20 protein-coding genes and 1 tRNA gene are annotated in these 25,169 nt (G+C 60.7%); 7 read left to right on the forward strand and 14 right to left on the reverse strand.

Translation table 11 applies throughout. The annotated features are described in order from the left end of the window. The first annotated feature begins 176 nt into the window (after window positions 1-176). The 4 genes from AACL53_RS19120 (at window position 177) to prmB (ending at window position 5,298) form a co-directional block, all read left to right on the forward strand. The gene (locus AACL53_RS19120) at window positions 177-1,334 is read left to right on the forward strand and encodes a thermonuclease family protein (protein WP_339086150.1); all 1,158 of its coding nucleotides are present in this window, start codon (window positions 177-179) and stop codon (window positions 1,332-1,334) included. 399 nt (window positions 1,335-1,733) lie between these two features. Beyond that, the gene (locus AACL53_RS19125; protein ID WP_339086151.1) at window positions 1,734-3,023 is read left to right on the forward strand and encodes a DUF2541 domain-containing protein; all 1,290 of its coding nucleotides are present in this window, start codon (window positions 1,734-1,736) and stop codon (window positions 3,021-3,023) included. Window positions 3,024-3,263: 240 nt separating this feature from the next. Further along, on the forward strand, window positions 3,264-4,367 hold the full coding sequence (locus tag AACL53_RS19130; RefSeq protein ID WP_339086153.1) for a fatty acid desaturase: 1,104 nt from the start codon (window positions 3,264-3,266) through the stop codon (window positions 4,365-4,367). Window positions 4,368-4,389: 22 nt separating this feature from the next. Then, the gene (prmB, locus tag AACL53_RS19135) at window positions 4,390-5,298 is read left to right on the forward strand and encodes a 50S ribosomal protein L3 N(5)-glutamine methyltransferase (RefSeq protein WP_339086155.1); all 909 of its coding nucleotides are present in this window, start codon (window positions 4,390-4,392) and stop codon (window positions 5,296-5,298) included. A 47-nt stretch (window positions 5,299-5,345) separates the two neighbouring features. Here the strand turns inward: prmB and AACL53_RS19140 are convergent, their stop codons facing one another. From AACL53_RS19140 to AACL53_RS19170, 7 genes are all read right to left on the reverse strand, one after another. Beyond that, window positions 5,346-8,195: a phosphoenolpyruvate carboxylase gene (locus AACL53_RS19140; RefSeq protein ID WP_339086156.1), complete on the reverse strand. Its 2,850-nt coding sequence runs from the start codon at window positions 8,193-8,195 to the stop codon at window positions 5,346-5,348. A 106-nt stretch (window positions 8,196-8,301) separates the two neighbouring features. Continuing rightward, window positions 8,302-9,201, reverse strand: a complete 900-nt coding sequence (gene sucD / locus AACL53_RS19145) for a succinate--CoA ligase subunit alpha (RefSeq protein ID WP_339086157.1) — start codon at window positions 9,199-9,201, stop codon at window positions 8,302-8,304. A 17-nt stretch (window positions 9,202-9,218) separates the two neighbouring features. Beyond that, window positions 9,219-10,385, reverse strand: a complete 1,167-nt coding sequence (locus AACL53_RS19150) for a malate--CoA ligase subunit beta (RefSeq protein ID WP_339086158.1) — start codon at window positions 10,383-10,385, stop codon at window positions 9,219-9,221. A gap of 39 nt (window positions 10,386-10,424) precedes the next feature. Next, on the reverse strand, window positions 10,425-11,381 hold the full coding sequence (locus AACL53_RS19155; protein WP_339086159.1) for a CoA ester lyase: 957 nt from the start codon (window positions 11,379-11,381) through the stop codon (window positions 10,425-10,427). A gap of 105 nt (window positions 11,382-11,486) precedes the next feature. Continuing rightward, window positions 11,487-12,704 carry an aminotransferase class V-fold PLP-dependent enzyme gene (locus tag AACL53_RS19160; protein WP_339086160.1) on the reverse strand — a complete coding sequence of 406 codons (1,218 nt, stop codon included), beginning with the start codon at window positions 12,702-12,704 and terminating at the stop codon, window positions 11,487-11,489. Between the two features lie 241 nt (window positions 12,705-12,945). Further along, window positions 12,946-13,566: a response regulator transcription factor gene (locus AACL53_RS19165; RefSeq protein ID WP_339086161.1), complete on the reverse strand. Its 621-nt coding sequence runs from the start codon at window positions 13,564-13,566 to the stop codon at window positions 12,946-12,948. A 533-nt stretch (window positions 13,567-14,099) separates the two neighbouring features. After that, window positions 14,100-14,176 (reverse strand) — tRNA-Arg (locus AACL53_RS19170). A gap of 568 nt (window positions 14,177-14,744) precedes the next feature. On the opposite strand from AACL53_RS19170, the gene AACL53_RS19175 reads away from it, so the two are divergent. Then, a complete protein-coding gene (locus AACL53_RS19175; protein ID WP_339086162.1) occupies window positions 14,745-15,446 on the forward strand; it encodes an outer membrane protein in 702 nt (233 codons plus the stop codon). Between the two features lie 211 nt (window positions 15,447-15,657). Beyond that, complete coding sequence (locus AACL53_RS19180) at window positions 15,658-16,437, forward strand: thermonuclease family protein (RefSeq protein ID WP_339086163.1); 780 nt, start codon at window positions 15,658-15,660, stop codon at window positions 16,435-16,437. A 91-nt stretch (window positions 16,438-16,528) separates the two neighbouring features. Here the strand turns inward: AACL53_RS19180 and AACL53_RS19185 are convergent, their stop codons facing one another. The 5 genes from AACL53_RS19185 to AACL53_RS19205 form a co-directional block, all read right to left on the reverse strand. Then, on the reverse strand, window positions 16,529-17,542 hold the full coding sequence (locus tag AACL53_RS19185) for a CarD family transcriptional regulator (protein WP_339086164.1): 1,014 nt from the start codon (window positions 17,540-17,542) through the stop codon (window positions 16,529-16,531). Window positions 17,543-18,009: 467 nt separating this feature from the next. Continuing rightward, entirely contained in the window at window positions 18,010-18,348 is a 339-nt protein-coding gene (fdxA, locus tag AACL53_RS19190; protein ID WP_092868655.1) for a ferredoxin FdxA, read from the reverse strand. 132 nt (window positions 18,349-18,480) lie between these two features. Further along, on the reverse strand, window positions 18,481-18,900 hold the full coding sequence (locus AACL53_RS19195) for an RNA-binding S4 domain-containing protein (RefSeq protein WP_339086166.1): 420 nt from the start codon (window positions 18,898-18,900) through the stop codon (window positions 18,481-18,483). A gap of 4 nt (window positions 18,901-18,904) precedes the next feature. Continuing rightward, window positions 18,905-22,090, reverse strand: coding sequence for a helicase-related protein (locus AACL53_RS19200; protein WP_339086167.1), 3,186 nt, complete (start codon window positions 22,088-22,090; stop codon window positions 18,905-18,907). 113 nt (window positions 22,091-22,203) lie between these two features. Beyond that, window positions 22,204-23,064 carry a DUF3108 domain-containing protein gene (locus tag AACL53_RS19205; protein WP_339086168.1) on the reverse strand — a complete coding sequence of 287 codons (861 nt, stop codon included), beginning with the start codon at window positions 23,062-23,064 and terminating at the stop codon, window positions 22,204-22,206. 224 nt (window positions 23,065-23,288) lie between these two features. Here AACL53_RS19205 and rpmB point away from each other — a divergent pair, with 224 nt between their 5' ends. Then, entirely contained in the window at window positions 23,289-23,597 is a 309-nt protein-coding gene (rpmB, locus tag AACL53_RS19210; RefSeq protein ID WP_339086169.1) for a 50S ribosomal protein L28, read from the forward strand. A gap of 41 nt (window positions 23,598-23,638) precedes the next feature. Here the strand turns inward: rpmB and AACL53_RS19215 are convergent, their stop codons facing one another. Both AACL53_RS19215 and AACL53_RS19220 read right to left on the reverse strand, forming a co-directional pair. Beyond that, a complete protein-coding gene (locus AACL53_RS19215; protein WP_339086170.1) occupies window positions 23,639-23,779 on the reverse strand; it encodes a hypothetical protein in 141 nt (46 codons plus the stop codon). 151 nt (window positions 23,780-23,930) lie between these two features. Beyond that, the gene (locus tag AACL53_RS19220; RefSeq protein ID WP_339086171.1) at window positions 23,931-25,088 is read right to left on the reverse strand and encodes an acyltransferase; all 1,158 of its coding nucleotides are present in this window, start codon (window positions 25,086-25,088) and stop codon (window positions 23,931-23,933) included. Window positions 25,089-25,169 lie beyond the last annotated feature (81 nt).

Genomic DNA, 25,169 nt, shown 5'->3' on the forward strand with positions numbered 1-25,169 from the left:
GCTTGGCCCGAGCTGTGCGGCCGTGTGCTTGCGAGCGGTAAGCGCCTTCGTTAAACCGCTTCGAAATTCGCGACGGGAACATTGAAGAAGCCTGTGGGGCGCGCTTTGGGGCCAAAGGGCCGCCATCATTCGCACCAAACTGAATTAGAGCCGAATCATGCGGGGAGGAGCGCTCGATGTTCGGGTGGCGTAGACGTAGCGAAGGCTTTGAATGGCGCGAGTATGTGCGCACGACTGTTCTCGTGCGCCGGGCCGACCGGCAGCGCCGGGTGGAGGATGTGCGCGTCGCCGCCGTCGAAAAGGTCAAGAACGTCGCCGATGCCGGCGTTGGTGCCGGCCGCGCGAGTGTTTCCGCCGCGCGCTCGCAATTCTCTCGGTTGCTCGCGTTTCTCGGTGACGCGCTCCTCGATATTGCGGTCGCTGTCTTTTCCGAACTTTCGCGTTGGGCGAAGTTCTTCTGGGGCGTTCTCAAGGATTCCCTCGGCGGCCTTCTTGCCCCGGTGATCGGTGCTTTGCGCGTTCCCGTCGATGCGGCGCGCGACAAGGCCAAGATGGTGCCGGATATCGCTCGCAATTTCCCAATCAAGGCCCATCATCTCATCAGCGCGGCGCTGGCTATCGGCCTGATCTACGTCGGCGGTCCCATGCTTCGCAGCGCCGACGGCGTGGGAGCCGGAGCCGCCGCCGTTGTGGACCTCGCGCCCAACAGCGCCCGGCAGGTAACGATTTCCTCCGAGATTTCGGGGCCGGCGACGGCGATCGCTGGCGATGTGATGCGGGTGGATGGCACCGTCGTGCGGATCGATGGCATTGAAGCCCCCGCATCGCAACAGCCTTGCTTGCGAGCCAATGGCCGCCGCTGGAACTGCGCGGCATCGGCGAAAACGGGCCTCAACAAGATCATCCGGGGGCGCGTGGTGACGTGCACGCGCTCGGGCCAAGACGATGCCGGGCGTACGCTCGCGCGTTGCGCGGTCGACGGCAATGACGTCGCGGCCCAGCTTGTCCGAAACGGATTCGTCTTTGCCGTCAGCTCCTATTTCAGCTCGCTCGCCAGCGAGGAGACCGCCGCGCGGAACGCGAAAGCCGGCATTTGGCAGGGCGACGTCGCACGCCCGCAGGCGTGGCGCGACCAGACCTGGGAAGCGGCCAAACGCCAGGCGCCAGACGGTTGCCCGATCAAGGGCGTCGTCAGGGCATCGTCAAAGATCTACGCCCTGCCGTGGTCGGATGCCTACGCTAACGCCAAGGTCCGGCCGGAGCGCGGCGAGCGCTGGTTCTGCAGCGAGGATGAAGCAAAGGCCGCGGGATTTTCGTCTTCAGACCGGTCCTGAGCGGAGGTTCGCGGCTACGGCCCCCAAAAAAATACCCGCAGCCGGGGGAGACTGCGGGCCGGAAGTTGAGGCTTTGCGCTGCGAGGCCGGAAGGCGGCGCTAGATCTCTGCACGGACAGTACAGCCTATAGTCGTGGGAGCCGCAAGAGCACCCCTGGCGCGCTTTTCAATTTGTCGTGGGGATGTGGCGCCGATCGGTACCAGTCTATCGCGACCGGCTGCGAACCGACCCTGACGCGCGCCCCTCGTCGGCGTCACAGCCGGATTCTGTGTTGCAGATTCACATCATATCGTCTTTTGAACAGCCGAACGACTGTCTGCCCGCTGCCTTTTCTATTTGCCGTCGCTAAAGTGCCCCCGCAAGGGGCACGGGCGTTAGTAATCAGAGGGATTATGTTTATGTTGCGCAGACTGGTACTGGGGCTGTGCGTCGTCTTGGCCACGGGCGCAATTACCGCCGCCGCTGAAGCCCGACATTCGCGATACCATCATCGCCATCATCATCAGCAACGTGGCGATCAGCTGATCCTGATTTCTGAAACGGACGTCGACTTGGCCCTCGATCGCTACACGATCGACGTGCGACAGGCGAAAGGTGCTTACAAAGGCATTCGCATCAAAAATGCGATGGGTAAGCTCTTCGATGTGCGGCACGTGCAGATCGTCTACAGCGACGGGTCGGTCTGGAACGAAGACCGTCAGATCGACATGTACTGGGGCGAACGCAGCCGGGTCATCAATCAGACTTACGACGGCAAATTCATCGATCAGATCGTGATTGAGCAGGTTCCCGGCTACGGCCGCGGGCGGCTCCAGATCATCGGCATTCAAGACAGAGAAGGCCGGCAAATGGATCGGAGCGGCCGCGGCAGCTCTGAGCGCTACGATGACCGGCGCGGCAACGCATCGTCCGGTGATATCTCTGTCCGGCCGACGGTCCCCGTCGCGACACCCGCTAAACCCGGACAGGCGACGGCCGGTGGCGATGTCCTGTTTGGCGCTCAATATGTCGGCTTCCTGACGGATCGCGACGTCATTCGCGTTGGCAACGAAGTCGGTAAATTTGCGAAAATCCGGCTGCGCGTGCTCGACAACGACATTCACATCAACGAGATGAAAGTCGTTTACGCGAACGGCGAAAGCGACAGCCTCGCCGTCAATGCCGATATTCCGAAAAACTCACGTACCAACTGGATCGATCTCAGAGGCGATCGCTTCATCAAGGAAATTCAGCTGGTCTATCGCTCGCGGCCGAGCTTCAACGGTCAAGCCCGGATAGAAGTGTTCGGACAATATGCTCCTGGTTGGCTCGGACCGAAGGGTGAAGGGCGCAAATATAACCAGGGCTGGGTGCTTCTCGGGGCGCAGACCGCAGGCTTCATCGGGTTTGACAAAGACATCATCCCGGTCGGCTCGAATGAAGGCGGATTCCGGCGCATCAGGGTTACCGTTCGGGACAGAGCAATTACCCTTAACGAGGTGAAGGTCGTCTATACCGACGGCGAAGAAGAGATCGTTCCGGTTCGGACACGTGTGGATGCCGGCGGCACCTACGGGCCCATCGACCTCAGGGGCAAGCGCCGCCAGTCCATCGATCACATCGAGGCAAAGTACCGTTCACGGTTCTTCGACTCCTCCGCGAAAGGTAAAGGCTCGGCGATCGTCGAAATCTGGGGCCAGCACTTCTAGAGAATTGCGCGAATGGACGCTGCGATAACGAATCAAGAGGGCCGAGCACAATCCGGCCCTCTTTTTTTCGCACCTATGAACGCCGGCCCGAAATCATGAGCGTTTTGCGCCAGAAATGCGTCACTGCGCACGCATTCCTCAGGCAAATGGCGTCAACAGCGTTTCGCGAAGCACGTGGAATATGCTACGCGACGCCGTCGTGCGGACGGTTGTCGATTCCACTCCTAGGGGACCAGACCTTTGAACTTAAGCCTTAAGCAGCCTTTGCGAGCGGAGAGCCGTGCCGACATTTTGATCGGCGACGCGCGACCAACCGCCACGCCGCAGGCTCCCATGCCGGAAACGCAGAAACAGCGTGTGCGCCGGCTCGCAGCTCACTGCCAGAAATACCGTGGGTCGATCCCGCGAGTGGCGGTCCTGCAGTTGCTGACAACATTCATCCCGCTCGTCCTTATCGTCGGCGTCATGTTCGCGACGGTCGAACACGCTTATTGGGCGACACTGCTCCTTGCCATCCCGGCCGCGGGACTCGTCGTTCGCGCCTTCATCATCCAACACGATTGCGGCCACGGCTCGTTCTTCGCCTCACGCTCCCTCAATGATTTCGTCGGACGCTGCATGAGCGTGTTCACGCTTGCGCCTTACGGGCTCTGGCGGCGGGAACATGCGCACCATCATGCTTCATCGGGAAATCTCGATCGGCGCGGTGCGGGCGATATCGACACCATGACGGTCAGGGAATATCGGCAGCTCTCGACGCTCGGGAAGCTGCACTACAGGCTCTATCGTAATCCGCTGTTCCTGTTCGGTTTCGGCGTGCCTGCCTACTTCCTCATTCTGCAGCGGTTGCCGTGGTTTCACGCGCTGCCGCCGCGCGATACCTGGAAGAGCGTGATGGCGCTCAACGCGGGCTTGGTCGCGCTCTACGCTCCCCTTTGCTACTTCTTCGGCTTCGCCAACGTGTTGTGGGTCGGACTGCCGGTTTTGCACCTCGCGTCGGCGACGGGGGGATGGCTGTTCTTCATTCAGCATCAGTTCGAAGAGACGACGTGGGACAAGGCTGAAGGCTGGGATTTCCAGGTCGCGGCTCTGCTCGGGTCTTCCTATTACAAATTGCCGAAGGTCCTGAACTGGTTCACCGGAAATATCGGTCTGCACCATATTCACCACCTCAACAGCACCATCCCGAACTACCGGCTTTCGGCTTGTCTCGAGGCGAGCCCGGAGTTGAAGTCGATCAACCGGCTGACGCTCACCGACAGCATCCGGTGTGCGCGTCTCAAGCTTTGGGACGAGGATCAGCGCCGTTTGATCAGGTTCGACGAGCTTCCGGCGACAGCTTGAGACGATTTGCTATTCTATCGTCATGACAGCGAAAGTCGGCCAGACGCCAGTCGATGAACTTATTCGCGTTCGCGATTGGCTGCGATACGCCGTAACCTCGATGAACCGCGCCGGCCTTGCCTACGGGCATGGCACGACGAATGCGGTCGACGAGGCAGCTTACCTCATACTTGCGACGCTCGATCTGCCGATCGAAGACATCAACCCTTGGCTCGATTGCCGGCTGACCTTGGCCGAACGCGAGGCCGTCAATGCGGTCATTTCCAGACGTATCGAGACGCGGAAGCCCGCCGCCTACATAACGAACGCCGCTTACATCCAGGGACATAAGTTCTACGTGGATGAGCGGGTGATCGTGCCCCGCTCGTTCATCGGGGAACTGCTCGTTCAGGATCATCTCGGGACCATCGTGCCCGCCCCGCTCGCGGTCCGGCGCGTGCTCGATCTCTGCACCGGCTCCGGCTGCCTCGCCATTCTCGCGGCGCTCGCCTTTCCGAATGCCGAGATCGACGCGAGCGATATTTCCGAGGATGCGCTGGCTGTCGCTCGACGCAACATTGCCGATTATGGCTTGGAGACGCGCATCCGCACTTTCAAGGCGGATTTGTTCGAGGGGCTTCAGCCTGCGGAGTACGATCTCATTATCTCAAACCCGCCCTACGTTACGGCGGAGGCGGTCGCCGCGTTTCCACCCGAATATCGGGCTGAGCCGACGCTTGCGCATATTGGCGGCGTCGACGGGATGGACCTCGTGAGGCGCATTTTGGATGGCGCACCGGGCCGGCTTTCGGCGGAAGGAAGTCTCGTTGTCGAGATCGGCATGGGCCAAGAAGCTCTTGAAGCCACGCGGCCCGACTTGCCGTTCCTGTGGCTGGACAGCGAGACGAGCGAGGGCGAAGTTTTCGCGCTTCAAGCGGTTGATCTGAAGTAGCAGCGGCGCGGCGAGAAACCGCGCGGCCGCACAGCGTCTGAGGTCTCTCAGCCGAACGCGCCGAAGTGGTGCGATATGCCGGTGCCGATCTCGCGCACGAACTCGTACGAAATCTCCATCGGCGTCAGGATTTCGGTTTCCAGACGAGCATAGTCGTCGATGCCGCGCGGGCGATAGCTCGCCGGTTCGTCGAAGGTTTTTCCGGCGAGATTTTTCGCATCGTGCGGGAAGGCTCTGCGCAGAATGCTCAAGACCTCGGGGATCTCGAGGCTCAGCGCCATTTCCAGAACCTGCGCGTGAGACAGTCCATCCTGCGGAGCAAAGCGGGGCAGCTGTGCCGCAAGAATGAAGATGCGCATGATCAGCGCGAGCCTGATGGCCTGCAGCAGATCGAGTTCGAGCCGGTTCTCGTCGGGCACGAGACCGTCCTCGATGTTCTGATCGGACAGGATCGCGTGGAGATCGATTGCATCGAGGCGCAGGAGATGGACGAGTTCGGAGATATCGCCGTGCCGGTCGTCCGGCAGCAGGTGCGTTGCAAGCGTCCGGAAGGCGCTGTTCAGCGCTTCTTCGCGGCCCCACGATGCTCGGGCTGCCCATAGCCCCGCATTGAAGACCTGCGAATTAGCGTCCATCGCATTGAGGCTGGAAATCGTCTTGCCGTACCCGATCATCGCCAGCAGCGATTGCAGCCGCTTGGATGATTTCACGAGCTTGTTGAAACGCTCGCGGTCCGTGCCGACCGCGGTGCCAAGGCCCGCTACGACGTTCGCGATGTAGCCGAACTGCTGAAGGATCGCGTTGTTCGGGATGGCGCGCATGCGCGCCGGATTTCCGCGATCGGAGGCATGATCGCCTTGGCGCTTCACCGGTCGCGAGCCCGTCTTGAACAGCAGATTGGGACCGAACGCTCCGAGCACTGCGCGATAGCCATCGTGCGAGAAAAGCTTCTGCTGGAAGGCGCGGAGGCGAAGGAAGAAGTCGAGGCTGAAATTCTGCTCCGAATAGAACGGATCAGTCTCGGCGGGCGGAATATCGCCATCCATCACGATCGTCGCCAGCGCGCGCGTCGTCAGCCCGCGATTGCCGAAGAACATATAGCCGTCGCCGCCCTGGAAGCTCGTCTCGTGCTTGACGGGGAGGTTGGCGGCGCCGAAGCGGCGGCGCGCCTCGTTCGTCATGACGTAATGGAGGCGGCGGTAGAGATTGCCCGGATGAGCGCCCCGGCCCATCGACTCGCCATGGGTCGAGAAGACGAGCGTCTCGACATTTTCGAGCTTCGCCTTGTCGATCAGCGCAGCCAGGCCGTGGTAATAGCGCTCGACCGCGAGCGTCGCCGGGATCTGCCCGATGAAGCGGCCGGCGTCCGAGAAGCCCGTCTGGATGCTCAGCCGTTTCCGACCCTCGACGTACTTGCGGTAGGCCTCCTCTTCGACGAGGCGCTCCATGATGCGGGAGCCGTTCTCCAGGCCCGAAGGCGTTTCGAACAGCGGCGAGATATCGGTGATGTCGTCGACGCCGAAGAGCTTCGCGAAGAAGACCGCGATCAGAACGGTCGCGGGCGATTCGCATTCGGCGATGAGGAAGCGGATCGGCGTTTCCTTATCGACATGCTTCTTGATCTGAGCCGTGAGCGCGAACTGGCGAATTGCCGTCGCGGTCTCGAGATCGAGCGTGGCGAAGTTCACCGTCTCCGGCGTGCAGTTCTTGATCATCTCCACGATGCGGGCCAGCGACTGGCTTTCGGTCAGGTCGCGGGTCCAGGGCTCGTGCACGTAGGCGCGGAAGGCGTTGTGAAGCTGCAGCGCATTGATGCGCAAGTGAATGTGGGACATGCCGAGGCCGGTCGCATCAACGAGGCCGGCGAGGGCCGCCGTCGCACGCTTCATCTGCGGCGCTTCCACCGCGTCGATCAGATTGTCGAATAACGTCTGAAGCGGCTCGACTGTCAGAAGGTTGTAGCCGTCCGTCTTGGTGATGACGTTCGCCGCTTTCGCGAGGCCATCGGCATCGTTCGCAAAGCTCTCGAGCGCCTTGATCTGCTCGTCGACGGCCGCAATGCCGAGATCGAGTTTGCCGACGATCTGGCGGGCGATGCGCTGAGCAGCATCGCCGCCCTCAAGCTTGTGCTTCAGCACGACGAAGCGCTCGCGAACGTCGGCGAGCGCGGCGCGTTTTTCGCGGAGGCGAACTTCGAAGGAAAATGTCCAGGCGATGTCGGTTCGGCCGTCGAGATCGTAGCCGACCCACGACGCGAACGTCGTCATCTTCGGGCGCACCTTGAAGGCCGCGTCGCCGAACTTCTGGGATGCAACGCTATAGAAGCCGTGCAGAAGCTCCTCGTACGCGTTGCGCAGGTTGCGGATCGCGTCTTGGGCGCACTTATGTTCGTGACGCAGTGTCAGCGCCTGTTCGGGGCGGTGCGGCAGGCCGAGCGACACGTCGGCCGCCGGATCGGAGACCGCGATCTCGACCATACGGCGATAGAGCGCGTCGGAAAGGCCGAAGGTCGGATGCGCAGTGAGAACGATGCCGGTGCGGGCACGAGACCACCGCTCGGCAAAGGCTTCAATCGAGCCGCCGGATTCGTTCACCGTCTTCTCGACGTAGGACGTGAAATCCTTCAGCGTCGTTGCCTGATCGACGTAGCCGATTTTTTCGCGGAGCCTGCGGGCCCGGCGAACGCAGGCGCGGTCCATCAATCGTCCCGCCAGACCCTGGATCTCGTCAAACGACACCAAATTCGATTCAAGCCGACGCGACAGGTCGAACGCGACGTTCAAAATCGGATTGAGCGAAGGATTGTCGGGGATCTGAGTCCTGAGACGCTTCAGCTCGTTGATCAGCTCGGTTTCATCGAGCTTGGCCGAGCCAACGGACGGCGTCGTATCCTGCATCACAAGGGCTCCACGTCCCGAGGGGGGACAGAATTCGTACGTAAGTCTTTAGATTACCGGAGAGGGCGGCCGGAGGCAAAAAACTTCGCTCCGGCCGGCACCAATCTTAGGCGACTTTTTTCAGCCGGCCGAGGACTTGCGCGACGGTCGCGCCCATCTCCGAAGGCGTCGGGGCGATCGTCACGCCACAGCCCTTCAGGATCTCGACCTTCTCGGCAGCCGATTCACCGAATGCCGAAACGATGGCGCCCGCGTGGCCCATGCGGCGGCCCTTGGGAGCGGAAAGACCTGCGATGTAAGCGATCACAGGTTTCTTCATGTGCTCCTGAGCGAAGACGCCGGCTTCGGCTTCCTGCGGTCCACCGATTTCGCCGATCATCAGAACGGCATCGGTATCGGGATCATTCTCGAAGGCTTCGAGAACGTCGCGATGCGAAGAGCCGTTGATCGGGTCGCCGCCGATGCCGACAGAGGTCGAAACGCCGATGCCGAGGGCCATCATCTGGGAAGCAGCCTCGTAACCGAGCGTGCCCGACCGGCCGACGATGCCGACGCGGCCCGGAAGGTAGATGTGGCCGGGCATGATGCCGAGCATCGCTTTACCGGGCGAGATCGTACCGGCGCAGTTCGGTCCGGTGAGGACCATCCGGCTTTCCTTCTTGTAGCGCCGCATGTAGCGCTTCACCCGGATCATGTCTTGGGCTGGAATGCCGTCGGTGATGCAGACGCAGTATCTGATGCCGGCGTCGGCCGCTTCCATGATCGCGTCAGCCGCGAACGGGGGCGGCACGAACACGATCGAGGCTTCTGCGCCCGTTTCGTCGACCGCGCCTTTGACGGTGTTGAACACCGGCCGGCCGAGGTGGGACGTACCGCCTTTACCAGGCGTCACGCCGCCGACGACGTTCGAACCGTAGTCGATCATTTCCTGCGCGTGGAACGTGCCGATACGTCCGGTGAAGCCCTGGATCAGGATCGGCGTCTTTTCATTGATGAAGATTGCCATTGGTGCGTTTCTCCTGACTAGGCCGATTTTTTCGCTGCTTCGACCGCTTTTTTCGCCGCTTCTGCGAGAGTATCGGCGCTAATCACAGTGAGACCGCTCGTATCGATGATCTTGCGACCTTCCTCAACGTTCGTGCCGGCGAGGCGGACGACGATCGGCATCGTGATCTCGAGTTCCTTGACGGCGTCGACGACACCCTTCGCAACCCAATCGCAGCGATTGATGCCGGCGAAGACGTTGACCAGGATGGCGCGAACGTTCTTGTCGCGAAGCACGGCCTTGAACGATTTCGTCACGCGTTCTGGAGAAGCGCCGCCGCCGATGTCGAGGAAGTTTGCCGGTTCACCGCCAGCAAGCTTGATCATGTCGAGGGTCGCCATCGCGAGGCCGGCGCCGTTCACGATGCAGCCGATATCGCCATCGAGACCAACGTAGGACAGTCCGCGGTCTGACGCGTAGGTCTCGCGCGGGTCTTCCTGGCTCTTGTCGCGAAGCTCTGCAATGTGGGGCCGGCGGAACAGGGCGTTCTCGTCGAACGACATTTTGGCGTCGAGCGCGAGGACCTGCTTTTCCTTCGTGATGACGAGCGGATTGATCTCCACCATCATCGCGTCGAGATCGCGAAACGCGCGGTAGCAGCCCATGATCGCAGGCACGATCTTGTTGACGATGTCGGGATCAACGCCCAAGCCGAACGCGAGTTCGCGCGCCTGGAACTGCTGCATGCCGACGGCCGGGTCGACCGTTACGCGAATGATGGTGTCGGGCTGGGTCGCCGAGATTTCCTCGATGTCCATCCCGCCTGCAGCTGAGGCAACCACCACGATGCGCTCGGACGCGCGATCCATCACGAAACCGAGATAGATTTCGCGATCGATGTTCGTCGCTTCCTCGATGTAGAGGCGAGAGACGAGCTTGCCCGACGGACCGGTCTGATGCGTTACGAGCTTGCGACCGAGCATGAACTCGGCCGCTTCTTCTATTTCCCGCTCGTTGCGGCAGAGCTTGACGCCACCGGCTTTGCCGCGGGCGCCTGAGTGGATCTGCGCTTTCACAACAACCGCGCCGCCGAGTTCGCTGGCGCGATAGGTTGCCTGCTCAGGGCTGTAGGCGAGACCGCCGCGGGGGATCGGCACGCCGAACTTCGCAAGAAGTTCTTTCGCCTGGTATTCATGAATGTCCATGTTGGACTCCTTGGAATTCTTGACGTTTCCGGGCTTGTTTTATTTGGCGCGGGCGGCTTCGGCCGACTTGATGGCCGCTGCCGTGACCAGCAGGTTCTTCGCCATCTTCTCGGATGCTGCGTCGATCATCTTGCCGTCGAGGGAGGCTGCGCCCTTACCCTGGGCTTCGGCTTCCTTCAGCGCGACGAGGATGCGCTCTGCGCGTTCGACTTCCTTGGCGGTCGGCGAATACACTTCGTTGGCGAGTTCGATCTGCGAGGGATGGATGGCCCACTTGCCTTCCATGCCAAGCGCTGCGCCGCGGCGGGCGGCGGCCTTGTAGCCTTCCGGATCGTCGATGCCGCCGAACGGACCGTCAATCGGACGCAAGCCGAAGGCGCGGCAGGCGACGGTCATGCGCGACAACGGGAAGTGCCACTGGTCGCCAGGATAGTCGGGGTTCAAGCCACCGATGACGACGGTGCGGGCTTTGTTGAAGGCCGAGTAGTCGGCGACGCCGAAGTGCATCGACTCGAGACGGCTGTTGGCGGAGGCGATGGCTTCGACGTTGGCCATGCCGAGCGGCGTTTCGATGAGCGCTTCAGTGCCGATCTGGTGCGGAAGGCCCTTGGCGACTTCGATCTGGCTGACGATCGTCTCGACCGTGTAGACGTCGGCGGGAACGCCAACCTTCGGGATCAGGATCGTGTCGAGCTTGTGACCGGCCTGCTCCACGATGTCGACGACGTCGCGGTACATGTAGTGCGTGTCGAGGCCGTTGATACGGACGCTGACGCTTTTGCCAGCTGCTTTCCAGTCAAGATCGTTCAGCGCCTGAATGATGTTCTTACGCGCCTGCTCCTTTTCGGGCGGAGCGACGGCGTCTTCGCAATCGAGGAAGACGTAATCGGCGGCGCTCTTCAGCGCGCGATCGATCATGGTCGGGTTGGAGCCGGGAACCGCGAGATACGAGCGCTGCAATCTCTGTTTGCGGAGCGGGTAAAGCGTAAAGCTCATTGGGGCGTGCCTTCCTAGGATCGGTTTTGCGTTTGTTATTCGGGGATGAGGGTAATCATAAACATGCAGAACGCCCGGCCTCATTAGAAGCCGGGCGTGATTATCTTAGGCAGCTTTCGCTTGCTTCGGCGTCGGGGCGGTTGCCGACTTCGTTGCGGTCTTGCTGAAGTATTCCGCAGCTGCGCCGGTGCCGGAACCGAGCTTGACGTTGACGCCGGAATCCTTAAGCGCCATTTCGACAGCGAAGAGAACGCCACCGATCATGAACTCATCGAGCGCACCAAGGTGGCCGATGCGGAAGACCTTGCCGGCAACCTTGTTGAGGCCAACTCCGAGCGACGTGTTGTAGCGGTAGTACGCTGTCTTCACGACGGCGTTGCTGTCAAAGCCTTCCGGAACGAGGATCGCCGAGACGGTGTCCGAGTGCCACTTCGGCTCCTTCGCGCAGAGCTTCAGGCCCCAAGCGTCGACAGCGTGACGGACGCCAGTCGCCAGGCGATGGTGGCGAGCGAGGACGTTGTCGAGACCTTCAGCGAAGATGAGATCGAGCGACGCACGAAGACCGCGGATGAGCTGCGTCGCGGGGGTATAGGGGAAATATCCAAGATCGTTCGTCTTGATCATGTCTTCCCAGGAGAAGAAGCAGCGGTTCATACGGCCGTTCTGCGTCTTGTTGGCGTCGAGCGCCTTCTGGCTCACGGCGAGAATGCCGAGACCCGTCGGGAGCATGAAGCCCTTCTGCGAACCCGAGACGCAGCAGTCAACGCCCCATTCGCCCATACGCATGTCGAGCGAGCCGACCGACGACACGCCGTCGACGAAGAGAAGGGCCGGATGCTTAGCAGCATCGAGCGCTTTCCTGACGCCTGCGATGTCGGAGCTGACGCCCGTCGCGGTTTCGTTGTGCGTGGCGAAGACAGCCTTGATCTCGTGATTCTTGTCCTTCGCGAGAATGTCGGCGTATTTCTCGAGCGGCACGCCCGTGCCCCACTCTTCGTCGCAAAGCTCGACCTTGAGACCCATCCGCTCGGCCATATCGACCCAGAGCAGCGAGAACTGGCCAAAACGGCTCATCAGAACCTTATCGCCGACGGCGAGCGTGTTCTCGATTGCCGATTCCCAAGCGCCGGTGCCCGACGACGGGAAAATGAAAACGCGGCCATCCTTCATTTTGAAGACCTTCTTCAGGTCTTCAAATACCGGCAGCGTGAATTTCGGGAATTCCGGCGAACGCATGTCTTCCATCGGGACGTTCATTGCCATGCGAACGGCATCAGGAACATTCGTCGGGCCGGGTATGAAAAGATGAGGCGTAACAGTCATAGAAGCGTTCCTCCGCGCTGCGTTGTGCCAAGCCGACGGCCCCCGACGCAGCAGGGGAGACGTTCCGGCATTCTTTTGCTGATCCTTCCGCCCGATCGCAGATGCGGGCGTCGGTCTTAACTAGCAGGGGGACAGTGATGGTGTGAATGAAAAACTATCAACACCCGGTTGGGCAGCCGCTGCTACCCACCTCATCGGGCCGCAGTGGAACACTTTGCTGCAGGTGCGCCGCGCCCTGTCGTTACTGTCCATTACGGTTAACGGACACGTGCAGTGCAACAGCCATGGCACGGTTCGACACGCCGAGCTTGTCGTATAAATTTTTGAGATGGTATTTCACCGTATTACGCGAGATTCCCGTTCGCGCCGCGATCTGCAGATTGGTCCAGCCGTTCGCTAGTGCAGCAAGCAATTCTCGCTCGCGCGCGGTCAGGCCTTCGAGAGGATCGTGATTCAAAAGGTCGATGTCGACGTAGGGCAGCGACAAGCGGCCACGCGCGACGGAAACAACCGCTTCAAGCAAGACTTGCGGATCTTCCGTCTTCGAAACGAAGCCCCAAGCGCCTCCCTTAATGGAATTGCGCAGGACATCGTGCGAACGTTCACCGGTGTAGATGATGATCCGCGTCTGCCACTTTTCCTGTTTGATGCGGGCAAGCACAGCGCCGCCGGTCATGTCAGGCAGCGTCCAACCGACAACAGCAATCTCGACCGGCTTCATCTTCAGGGCGTTGATCAGTCCCTCGCCGGTTGAATGAATTCCGCAGACGGTGAAGCGTCCATCCCGTGCGATCAGTGCGTCGAGACCTGCACGTACGACCGGATTCTGATCGGCGATCGTGACCTCGATCTTGGCGGTCATCCGGGCAGTGGTCTCCTAGACGAGGATGTTGGTTCGAACGCGCGCAGCTCAGCGGTGCTCGCGGGGCATTGCTTTCTAGAGGATACCTACCGAACTCTTCCTGGTCCGCCAAGCACGCAAATTAATGATGTAAATCAATAGCTTATGTCGGGCGTCAGGAACTTAGAGCGCTCGCATACGATTAAAGACCAGAAAAGTTGCGTGTTGCAGGTGCCGTGTTGCAGGTAAAATGACGACTCGTGGCCCCGATAAAAATTGGGGTCGTCGAACGCACCAGGGCGGCGCGCACAGACCGCGCTTCAGCGGGCGGACGCCGGCGTTCATAAAAATCCGCCGCTAACAGAGCTGTCGCAATCAGCCCCGCACAACGGGACTTCGGTCGCGCGTTCGTGCTTCGAAACGTTTCCATACGAATCTCCACGGTGAGAAGGAACGTTTCTGGCGACGGGGGCACAGCGATAAAAAAATTTGAATCGGCGTCGACGTATGTCGGCCGTTCCGAAGCGGTGGCCCGAGCGATGCCCGCTTGAGCGTGGTGACCCCGACAGGATTTGAACCTGTGACCTACGGTTTAGGAAACCGTCGCTCTATCCAACTGAGCTACGGGGCCAGTTCTCGCTTTCCAGCAGTGAGCCGCCGGGAGCTGACCGCTTTCGCGGTGCGCCGGAAAGCTATGCGGTGAGCGTCGGCGCAGGTCAAGCGCGGGGGTCATGACGATTTTGCGGCAGGCAAATCTTGGGCACGGCCGCGGCTCGAGGCCGCTTCAGGCGCCTTCCGCAGGGCCCGCGCACTCGGCAGGCCGCAAAAGCGGGCTGTTGCCGTTTCATGCCTTGGCGAAGGCGGCCGGAAGGCGAATGCGGGATCCGGGATGAGGGCCGCCCGCGGCTACATTGCTGGTGCGCGCGACACCACTGCTACCCCAGAGGCCGCCGCGAGCAAGAGCATGCTGGCCGCGGTGAAGGCTCTTCGGACACGCTCGCGACGAAGATACGAAATGCCCAAAATGCCTCCTTTTCAAAATACTTAACGTAGTCGAGAGTATGGTGCTGCTGCGGTAAAATTCGCTGGCTGGTGGGGATAGACGGTGGGCCAGGCTGTGTCTCAACAGGACAAGGCCTTCAAATTTGCCCCCGTTTTGCGGCGTTGCTCGGCGGCTGATACGTGAGGGGAATATTCTGATGAGAAAGATTTTGTCTGCGTTGGTCGTGGCGCCGTTATTGTCACCGGCAGGCGTTGCAATGGCGCAGAGCCTTCCGAATGAAGTGAAGCCTATCGGCAATCTGAGCAGCCCCTATAACCTCATCATCCCGAACTACGTTGAAAAGCCGCTCCCGTCGTCCTGGGAGGGCTTCTACTGGAAACCGACGCTCGGCTTTAACACCCTGTCATTCAGCACCAGTGGCGGCCGGCTGAGGGACGCTGACGGCATCACGCTCGGAGCCTCGGGCGGATACGATTTCCGCTACAATGACTTCATTTTCGGACCTACGGCCGACTTGAGCTACGATTTTCTGTATGGCGACAGCTCCCGCATAGACGGCACCTCCGGATACAAAGGCCACGTCGATTTCGACGGCTCCGTCGGTGGCAGGCTGGGATATTTGTTGTGGGATCGCACCCTGGTCTACGCGACCGGTGGCTACGCCTTCGCCAATTTGGAAGTCAGGAATGGCTCTCTCGGCGCCAGCGATTCCAATATGCTGTCCGGATGGACTGCCGGCGGCGGCATTGAGTATCTTTGGAACGACAATAACAGCCTGCGCTTCGAATATCGGCGCGTCGAGTTCTCCAGCGAGAGTTTCGATTCACTGCCAGCTGGCCGCGACGAGGTGGGAGCCTCGATGAATAAGTTCAGCTTCGGCTTCGTCCACCGCTTCTGAGCGCTCGAAAGCGCGATCAAAACCGAAGTTGCCCGCCAATTCGGTCGTCGTTCTTGGCGGGCGGCCCGGCTTATGATTTCTATTCAGCATGGCGAGGCGATGGGCGGCATATGTGTTCGGCGCGGTGGGACTACTTGTTCCGCCTTGCCTTATGGCACAGCCCTCTGCGTCTCCTACACCGTGCACCCTAGAGCCCGGCCCCATTCGAACCGTGACGCGGATCGTCGACGGCGAAACAATCATTCTCGATGACGGTAAAGCCGTCCGGCTGATCGGCGCACTCGCGCCCAGGGCACGCGACGCCAACGCCGCTCAGGGGGCGTGGCCTCCGGAAACCGACACCATCAAGGCGCTATCGGATCTGGTCCTCGCGAAGAAGGTCAAACTCGCGTTCGCGGGCCGTCATATCGACCGCTACGGGCGGACGCTCGCGCACGTTTTCGTGGATGATCACGGACGGCAGGCCTGGGTGCAGGGAGCGCTGCTCGCCAAAGGCTTCGCCCGCGCCTACGGGTTTCCCGAAAGCTTTGCCTGCTCGGCTGAGCTTCTCGCGCATGAAGCGGAAGCGCGGGAGAAGCGGTTAGGGCTTTGGAATAACGGCGTCTATCGCACCTTACCCGCCGACCGTGCAGGCGAAGTGATGAAGCTGCGCGGCAAGTATGTTCGCGTCACCGGCACTGTCGTTTCCATCGGCCGCACGAAAAGCGCGACGTACATCAACTTCAGCAACGACTGGCAAACGGATTTCACCGCGCGCGTCGACAGACAAGTTCTTGCTGCAAATCCCGAGTTCGACCGCGCCCTCGATGGCCTGACGGCCAAGACCGTCGTCGTGCGCGGATGGATCGAGCGGCGGAATGGCCCGATGATCGACATTGCCGATCCTTCCCAGCTTGAAATACCGGGGCCGCTGGGTGCTCCTGCCATTGTCAGCGATCAAAGCCCGTTGAACCCGCTCATTTCGGTGCGAGGGCCGGGCGGTCCGATCTGAAGATGATGATGGAGCCCAAAAGAGTTGCGCCCGGCCCCGCCGGAAGGTGCGGAACCGAGCGCTGTAATTTGTAGGCGTCTGCGTTTCAGTCTCAGGCGGCTTCGCCGACCGACTCGCCTTCAGCCAAGCGACGTCCCTTGGCGCTCTTCGAAAGGATCTCGGTGATCCTCTGAACGGCGCCACGATCGTCAAGCTTCTCGACAGCCGCGAGTTCGCGCGCCATGCGGTCGAGCGCGTCCTCATAGAGCTGACGTTCGGAATACGACTGCTCGGGCTGAGCTTCAGAACGATAGAGATCGCGTACGACTTCGGCGATCGCAATCAAATCACCGGAGTTGATCTTCGCGACGTACTCCTGCGCCCTGCGGCTCCACATCGTGCGCTTGATGCGCGCGCGGCCCTTCAACGTTTCCATCGCCTTCTTGACGAGAGCTTCGTCCGCCAGCTTGCGCATTCCGACGCTTGCGAGCTTGCCGGTCGGCACGCGCAGCGTCAGCTTCTCCTTGTCGAACGTGATGACAAAGAGTTCGAGCGACATGCCCGCGATTTCCTGCTCCTCGATGCCGACGATGCGGCCGACGCCGTGGGCGGGGTAGACGACGAATTCGTTGGCCTTGAAACCGTGACGCTGGCTAACCGGCTTCTTCTGCGCGGCCAAGATCTGGCGGGCAGCTGCAGCCTTTTCAGCAATTGCCTTCGGCGTGACGGGCTGCTGGGCGGGAGCGACCGGCGCCGTCAGCTTCTGGCTCGCCGCTTTGTGCGCGTTAGCCGGAACGGCAACAGTGCGCTGCGGCGCGGGCGCAGCCTTGGCAGCGAGATGGGCAGTTGCAGGCGTATGCGGGAGCGGTTTTTTCAAAACGGACGTGGCCTCGATCTTAGGCGCCGCCTTTGCAGGCGCCGCGGTTACTGGAACTGATTTCTTGACCGGCTTAGCAGCGGCCGGCTGAGCTACCTTCGCCTTGACGGGAGCTTCGGTTTTCGGCTTAGCAGGATGCTTCGCGGCGGCCTTGGTGGCGCTCGTGGTGGACTTCAGAGGAACGGTTTTTTTCGCGGCGTTTTTCGCTGCGGACTTGGGGACGACCGGAGCTTTTTTCTTCTGAGCCATATCGATCTCTCACTCTCGCATACTGGGCCTCGCCGGACGGGTCGGCTCGGCCGTCAGTCCACCCTGTGGGGGCAGAGCATCAGTGTTGCGGACAAATGTTGCATCCGAACAACATGCGCGCATTGATCCGAACCTCCTTTGTCGGGAAGCCGTTCCCCTGCGCGCTCATTTGTGGCCTAGCTTTGCAAATCCTGTCCGACTCTGAAGTGGCCCAGCGACGCCCCATAACGCCTTATAAGAAGCTGCCCATCAGAGCGAGGCAGCCCCTGTTTGTTCGCGGCCGTTCCGGATTTGTGCAGACTTAACGCCATCACAACTGACCCTAACACAGTTTTGGGGGTAAATGAAGGGCGGCGTTCTGAGACAATCTGGTCGAGATTAAGACATTCTTTAAAATACTGCGCAATTCCAATGCCTTATCCTGGAATTGCTCCGGACGGGTTTAATCCGCCGCTGGAAAGCAACTTTTAGTCGCCAGAACCCGGGTTCGGAGAAAAATATTTCTCGAACTTTCCGGTCTCGTCCTTGACGGCTTCGGCTTCGGGAAGGGCCGGCTTCTTGGCCGTGATGTTCGGCCAAACTTCCGAATACTGCCGGTTGAGCTCCATCCATTTTTCCAAGTTCGGCTCGGTGTCCGGCTTGATGGCGTCGACCGGGCACTCGGGTTCGCAGACGCCGCAGTCGATACACTCGTCAGGATGGATGACGAGCATATTCTCGCCTTCATAGAAGCAGTCTACGGGACAGACCTCGACGCAATCGGTGTACTTGCATTTAATGCACTTCTCATTGACGACGTAGGTCATTCGGAATCCTGGTCCATCGAAGACGATCGATTGACGATTGGGGCACGACGCTCCCCAACCCGGCGGCTCGATCTAGCGGCGCCTTTATTAGCATAGGCATTACGGCTGCCTAGGTGGACGGGGCGTCACAGTTCACCTTCTGCCCCGCAACTTGTCCAACTGCCGTCGCTCGAGCTTCGTCGGCCTACCGGCCCCTTCGGAGCGCAAAGCCTGCTGCGGATCCGCTTCGGTCCGCTCGTTTTCCCCTTCAGTTGTCGACGTGCTGCGCTGCGGTGCAGGTGCAAGATCACGGTAGAGCATCACCGCTTCGGAGGATGGGCCACGCCGCGTCCCAATACCGAGGATTTCGATACTGAGGACGCGTGGCCCGAGTGAAAGCGTGAGGACATCGCCCGGCCGGACGATCGTAGCTGTCTTATATACCTTTTCGCGATTGATGCGGACTTTCCCGCGCTCAATTAACGCCTGCGCCAATGTCCGGGACTTGGCAATCCGTGCAAACCAAAGCCATTGATCGATGCGCTGAACGGACCCTGGAGCCGCGTCAGGCATGATGTCAGGTCGAGCCGGAGCCTTCGCTCCGCTTCTCCATTTGAGCTTTCAGCGCAGCGAGGGCGGCGAATGGCGACGATGAATCGGCTGCTGCTGATTTCGGCGGCGCCGCGGTGATCACTTGCGGCGACCGGCGTTCTTCGCGGCGGCCATTTTGATTGTCGTCGCGGCGCGGACGGTTCGAATTGTCTTTCCTTGCGCCCTGGTCCGGGCGACGATCCCCACCGCCTTTGCGGCCTTCGAAGCGCGGGCGTTCGCCGCGATTTTCCTGGCGCTCGGGACGACGGTGACGCTGATGCTCGGCGCGATCGTTACCGGCCGGCGTTTCCGAGGCCTGAGCTTCGGAATTTGCCGTCGTGGACGATGCCGCGTGCGGCACGCCTCCTGCGGCGGGCCTATTGGAATGCGGGCGCTGGTGGCGGTTCTGGCCGCCCTCGCGACGCGGCCCGTCCCGGCGCTCAGGCCGCTGGTGCCTGCGCGGCCGCCAGATCTCTTCAAATTTCTCCGCCTCGGGAGCCGGAGCCTCGGCCAGAGCGGCGTCTGCTGCCGGCGTTTCCGCTGCGGACTGCTCATTCGCGAGGGCTTCGGCCGACGGCTGCGCAGCGGCATCCTCAGCGGTGGTCGCGGGCGCGTCCGAAGACGCTTCAGCTACGGCAGCTTCGCCCTCACCGGATTTCGCTTCGCCGTCGGCGGTCGCTTCAGGCGATGAGCTTGTTTCCGTTGCTGCGGGCGCAGGTGCGGCGGCCGCGATCGGGCGCTTCTCGAGCCGGAAGCCTAGCGCCTTCAAAACTTCGCTCAGTTCGTCGACGGAACACCCGAGGATCGACATCATGTCGTCGGTCGCTCTGAAGCCGCCGTCGCCGGTCGACCCTTTGGGAGGGGCTTCGGTTTTGCCGGGGCCTGAGCGCCAGGCGAGCAGCGGCCTGATCAGATCGGCGAGCCGCTCGAGGATATCGAGGCGAATGGCGCGCGGGCCGCAGAGATGGAAACCGTGGGCGCGATAGAGTGCTTCCGGCGTTGCCGGATCGACCGCAACACTTGTCAGGCCGGGGCGCGGAAGTTGCGGCGTCGTCCCTGCGGGTGTCGGGTTCTTCAGAAGCCAAAGCGTCGCCGCGAGGTCGGCCGGCGCGGGCTTCAGCATGAGCGGGAAGAAGATATTGAAGGCGCCGAAACGCAGCCCGAATTTGCGGAGTTCGGCTCGCGCCGCCTGATCGAGTGCGTTGATCTCGTTCGCGACCGTCTCGCGCTTCAATGCGCCGAGACCTTCCTTGAGCTGGAAGGCGATGCCGCGCGCCAAGCCCTGCAGCTCCGTGCTGCGCGACATCTCAACGAGGGGCTTCAATTTATCGGCGATCGTGTCATCGAGCCACGTTTTGAGACGCGCTTGGACTTTCTCGCGATCGGCTTCGCTCATCGCATCGTCGGCGAGGAGCGTTAGGCCCGGCTGCAACGGATCTTCGCTACGTTCGAGCTTCGCAAGCTCGTCCTCGCGCCAAATGATGCTGCCGGTGCGCGTCAGTTTGAACGCTTCGTTCTGAGCCGCAGCGACACGGCGCGCACGCATGCCAAGCTCGCGCGTTACGACCTGCATTGCCGCCTGACGCGTCGCTTTCTCGTGGATGCCGTCGCCAGCCGCATCGAGGGTGAAGCGGAAGCCTTTGAGGCGTCCCACGAAGTGATTTTCGACAGTGATTGCGCCATCGTCTGCGATGTCGGCTGTCAACTCGTCTTTGTCTCGCATGCCCTTCATCAAAGCGCTCGTCCGCCGATCTACAAATCGTTGAGTTAGACACTCATGCAGAGCATCGGACAGGCTGTCTTCGATGGCCCTTGTCCGTTCCTGCCAGTGTTGTGGGTCGCCCAGCCAATCGGGACGATTGGCGACGAATGTCCAGGTCCGGATGTGCGCGATACGGTTCGCAAGCGTATCGATATCGCCGTCGGTGCGATCGGCCAACGAGACCTGCTTGGAGAACCAATCTTCGTCGATACGATTGTTGCCGCTCGTCAAATGCCGGTAGATATTGCCAACCAGTTCGGCGTGGCTCTGGCCGGAAATCTTCCTGTAATCGGGAACCTGACAGACGTCCCACAGCAGGGCCACGCGATCGCGGTTCGTCGCGATATCGGTGATTTCGCGATCGGCCGTCAAAGCTTCGAGCGCGGCGACGTCATCGGCCGTGCGCGCCCGCGTCAAGCGCTGCTCGCGCGGCAGTTCGCGAAGCGACGCGTGCAGAGCGTCGAGCGACGAGAAATTGAGCTCGCGGCTACGCCATTGCAGTGTCTTGACGCTATCGAAGCTATGGGTTTCGAGGCGTTCGACCATATCGGCGTCGAGACCGTCGGCCCCGCCTGTCACGCCGAAGGTGCCGTCATTCATATGACGGCCGGCGCGGCCGGCGATCTGGCCGATCTCAGCGGGCGTCAGATTGCGATGATTGTAGCCGTCGAACTTGCGAAGAGCAGAGAACGCGACGTGATCGACATCGAGGTTCAGACCCATGCCGATGGCGTCGGTCGCGATCAGGAATTCGACGTCGCCGGATTGATAGAGGGCGACTTGCGCGTTGCGCGTCCGGGGAGACAGCGCACCGAGGACGACCGCCGCTCCGCCGCGCTGGCGACGGATCAATTCCGCGAGCGCATAAACTTCCTGCGCCGAAAAAGCGACGATCGCGGTGCGCGAGGGAAGACGCGTGATCTTCTTCTCGCCGCTGTACGTCAGCTTCGAAAGCCTAGGCCGCGAAATGAAGTTGGCGCCCGGAATGAGATCGCTGATCGCCTCGCGCATCGTCTGCGCGCCGAGGAGCAGTGTTTCGGACCGGCCGCGGGCATGCAGCAAGCGATCTGTGAAAACGTGGCCCCGTTCAGGATCACCACACAGCTGGATTTCGTCGATCGCGAGGAAGTCGACGTCGATGTCGCGCGGCATCGCCTCGACGGTCGAGACCCAGTAGCGCGCGCGCTCCGGCTTGATCTTCTCCTCGCCGGTGATGAGCGCGACCTTGTCCGCCCCCACCCGCTGCTTGATTTTGTCATAGACTTCGCGCGCGAGCAGTCGCAGCGGAAGGCCTATCATGCCGCTTTCGTGGCCGAGCATCCGCTCAATTGCGAGGTGCGTCTTGCCGGTATTCGTTGGTCCGAGCACCGCGGTCACGTTTCGGATGCGGGCCTCGAGATCACTTGCCATGTCGTACTTGACTCCGATCGAGCCCTGGCATTGCAGAGGAGGGCCAAGAGATCAAGGGTTATTCGGCCCCTCTGCGAAGGGTATCGGGTCGCGCAACCGGCGTCCCAGGCGTATTATTGCTTCAGCGCTATCTGCTGATTGTTCGCGGCGGTGATGTTAATCGTATCAATCGTCATTACGGCGGGGCCTATGCTCGATGGGACCGTCACCCGGTAAGGCACATATATTCCGGCCGCAGGCACGGCGCGCAGCGCGATCTCAATATGGTCGTAGTCGATCCAGGGATTGACGAAGTCCTTGGGCTTATGGCCCGCGATCGGAACATATTTTACCTGGCAAACCACAAGTTCGGGCGGCTGGCCCGAGGGTTGCTTCTCCTTGAGCGGTTCGCGTCCCTTTAAAGACAAGCGAAGATCGTAGCGCGCCTTGCCATCGAAAACGGGGATGGTGCGATTGCACGCATCTGCGGCATTGGCGTTCGAGATCGCGAGCGTCGCTCCCATGGGATCGAAGACGTTCTGGAGGTTTTCCGGCTTCAGCTTGACTGCTTCCGCGGACGGCGACTTGTTGGGGACGAGCGCCACCGAAACAACGCGGGTGCCATCGAAGCTGAGCTTCACGGAGGTCGTTTTCGACTTCGTCTTGGTGCTCATCTCGAAGCTTGCGGGCCGAGGGCCGCCGGACGTCTCGACCGAGCCGCTGCCGATGAAATTTCCCGCCCATTTGAAGGCGCCGAACAGCGCCGAGATATCGGTCTTGCCGTTCGCCGTATACGATTTACCGTCGTAGTGGGAGTTGAACCGGTATTTCCCGACGTTGAAGCCATTGAACGAAAGCCGGTAAACTGCGTCAACCTCGCTCGGGTAGGCCGCGTCGCCCGCCTTGGCGGCCTGAAGCGGCAAAACCGCTGCCGCAGTCAGCAGAAAACAGCAAAAAGCGCCATGTCTCGTGGCCCCCGCACGCGAATTCGACATCGTTCTTCCCTGCAATCCCCTTAGGCAACCCGGTGGTAGGGCGGATTTGCGACGAATGTTGGACTTCGAGTACCCTTAGAACCCTGTCTTGACGTGCGTCCAGCATGTCCATTATACAGCTGGCGAAACCCCGTAGGCTCTGCTTGCGGGGCACAATTTTTTGCTGCAATAGCAGCCTTTAGATCAACCGCGCTCGTAAAAAGCAGCGGGCATAGGAGAGAGTTATGACCAGGCGCTGCGAGCTGACGGGGACTTTGCCCCTCTCAGGCAACCTCAGAAGCCACGCTGAAAACAAGACGAAGCGCACGTTTCGTCCGAATTTGCACGTCGTGACCTTGCTGAGCGATGTTCTCGGCCGGAAAGTCCGTTTGCGCGTTTCGGCCCGGGCTTTGAAGTCCGTCGAACACCGCGGCGGCCTCGATGCTTTCCTTCTGAAGGCTGACAACGACGAGCTGTCGCCGACCTGCCTCAAGCTGAAGCGCGAAATTCAGAAAGCGCAGGCTTCGAAGGCCGAGACCAGCAAGGCTGCCTAAAGCGGCCTATCGCCCTTTAGCCGATATTCAGCCCGGCGCCCTTAACCCGGCGGCCGGGCTTTCGCTTGCTCTTCGTCCTTCAGGACGAACTGCAATAGCAGCGTGCGCTGCAGCACCTTATTGAAGTTGTCGTCCGAGATCGTCGTGGCGCGTGACGGCGGCGAGATCACGTTTGATAACATGTCGGTCGCTGACGCTCCGATCATCACCGAGGCGGACCCACGATTTCGCGAGGCAACAAGTAAACGTCAGGGGGCGGTCGTTGAATGTCGTGAGAACGTAGGCAAAGGCTCCATTAGAGGCCGCGCGCGGAGCAATCATACATGCTGATTTTTAGCCGCCGCAGCTCATGGTCTTGCCTCGCATTAACGCGCGACGCGGCAGATAGGCATCTCGAAGCAAAATAGCTGGCTTCTCAACGGCGAAATATAATAGCGCCGTTCCCGCCATGGTGAAGGTCGCCGCCGCCGGCCAGTAAATGATCGAGTTGCCCGCCGCCAGCGAGATTGCGACATGGATGGCCAACGGGTGAACCAAGTAAGCCGAGTACGACGATAGAGCTACGGCCGACCAAGGGACCCAACCGCCGTCGTCGCTCTTTCTTGTGCTAGTAGCAACCAGTACTGCGGCGAAGACTATCGAGACGAGCAGTGGCCACAGAGCAAAACATGTAGGGCCGCCGATCATTCGGATTGCGATCAGACCGCCGATAGTCGCTGCTAATGTCGGAAGCGCTGAAGACGTCAGCTGACCGTAGCTGCGTGGTGAATGAATGGCGATAAAGCTCAGTGCGAATCCCATGACGAGGCCGTCGAGCCGTAAGTGCGTTGCCGTCTGGATGTAGCCGAAGTCCATCGCCGGGTGCCGGTTCCATTCTAGCCATCTGCACAACGGTGAGACAGCCAGTAAACCTATGCACGTGATCCAAAAATAGCGGCGCGCAGTCAGGGCAAATAGAGCGCCTGCCAGCAACGGAGCGACAAGGTAGAAGTGCTCTTCAACACATAGCGACCAGCTGACAAGGAAATAGGGAATTCTCTCGTCGTAGTTTTGGAGAAACAGCAAGTAGCCTGGATCAAATGGTTCGCCTCTCGAAAAACGCACCGCTCCCCACGATAGTGCAAGCGCAACAAAATACGGAGGCAGTGTTCGCAACCAGCGCCGCCCCCAAAAGCGCGCGATGTTGACTTGGCCATCCAATTGCATCTCGCGCCAATACAGGCCGCCAATGAGCCAACCGCTGAGAACGAAAAACAGGTCGACGCCGTATTGGCCATACGTTGTTACCAGAGACAGCGTTGGCAGTGGTACCGGCGACATTTGAACTGAGTGATAAATGACGACCGAGAGAAGCGCGCAAGCTCTCAGCATATCGAGAGCAGCCATTCGCGAAGGATGAGATCTCGGTATGGAATGGTTTTTCGGCAATATCTTCATTCGCCCCACCCCCCTCGCCAAGGCGGGCGATAAAATCGCCGGGCATGCGCACATTGATCGTGTTCAAGGGTGCGGCGCCTGTCAAGGCGAAGTAGCCAGATAGCCCGTTATTGAACGGGATTCTGGCAAGGGCTG

The sequence above is a fragment of the Hyphomicrobium sp. ghe19 genome (assembly GCF_902712875.1).
In the GTDB taxonomy this organism is placed as follows: Bacteria; Pseudomonadota; Alphaproteobacteria; order Rhizobiales; family Hyphomicrobiaceae; genus Hyphomicrobium_B.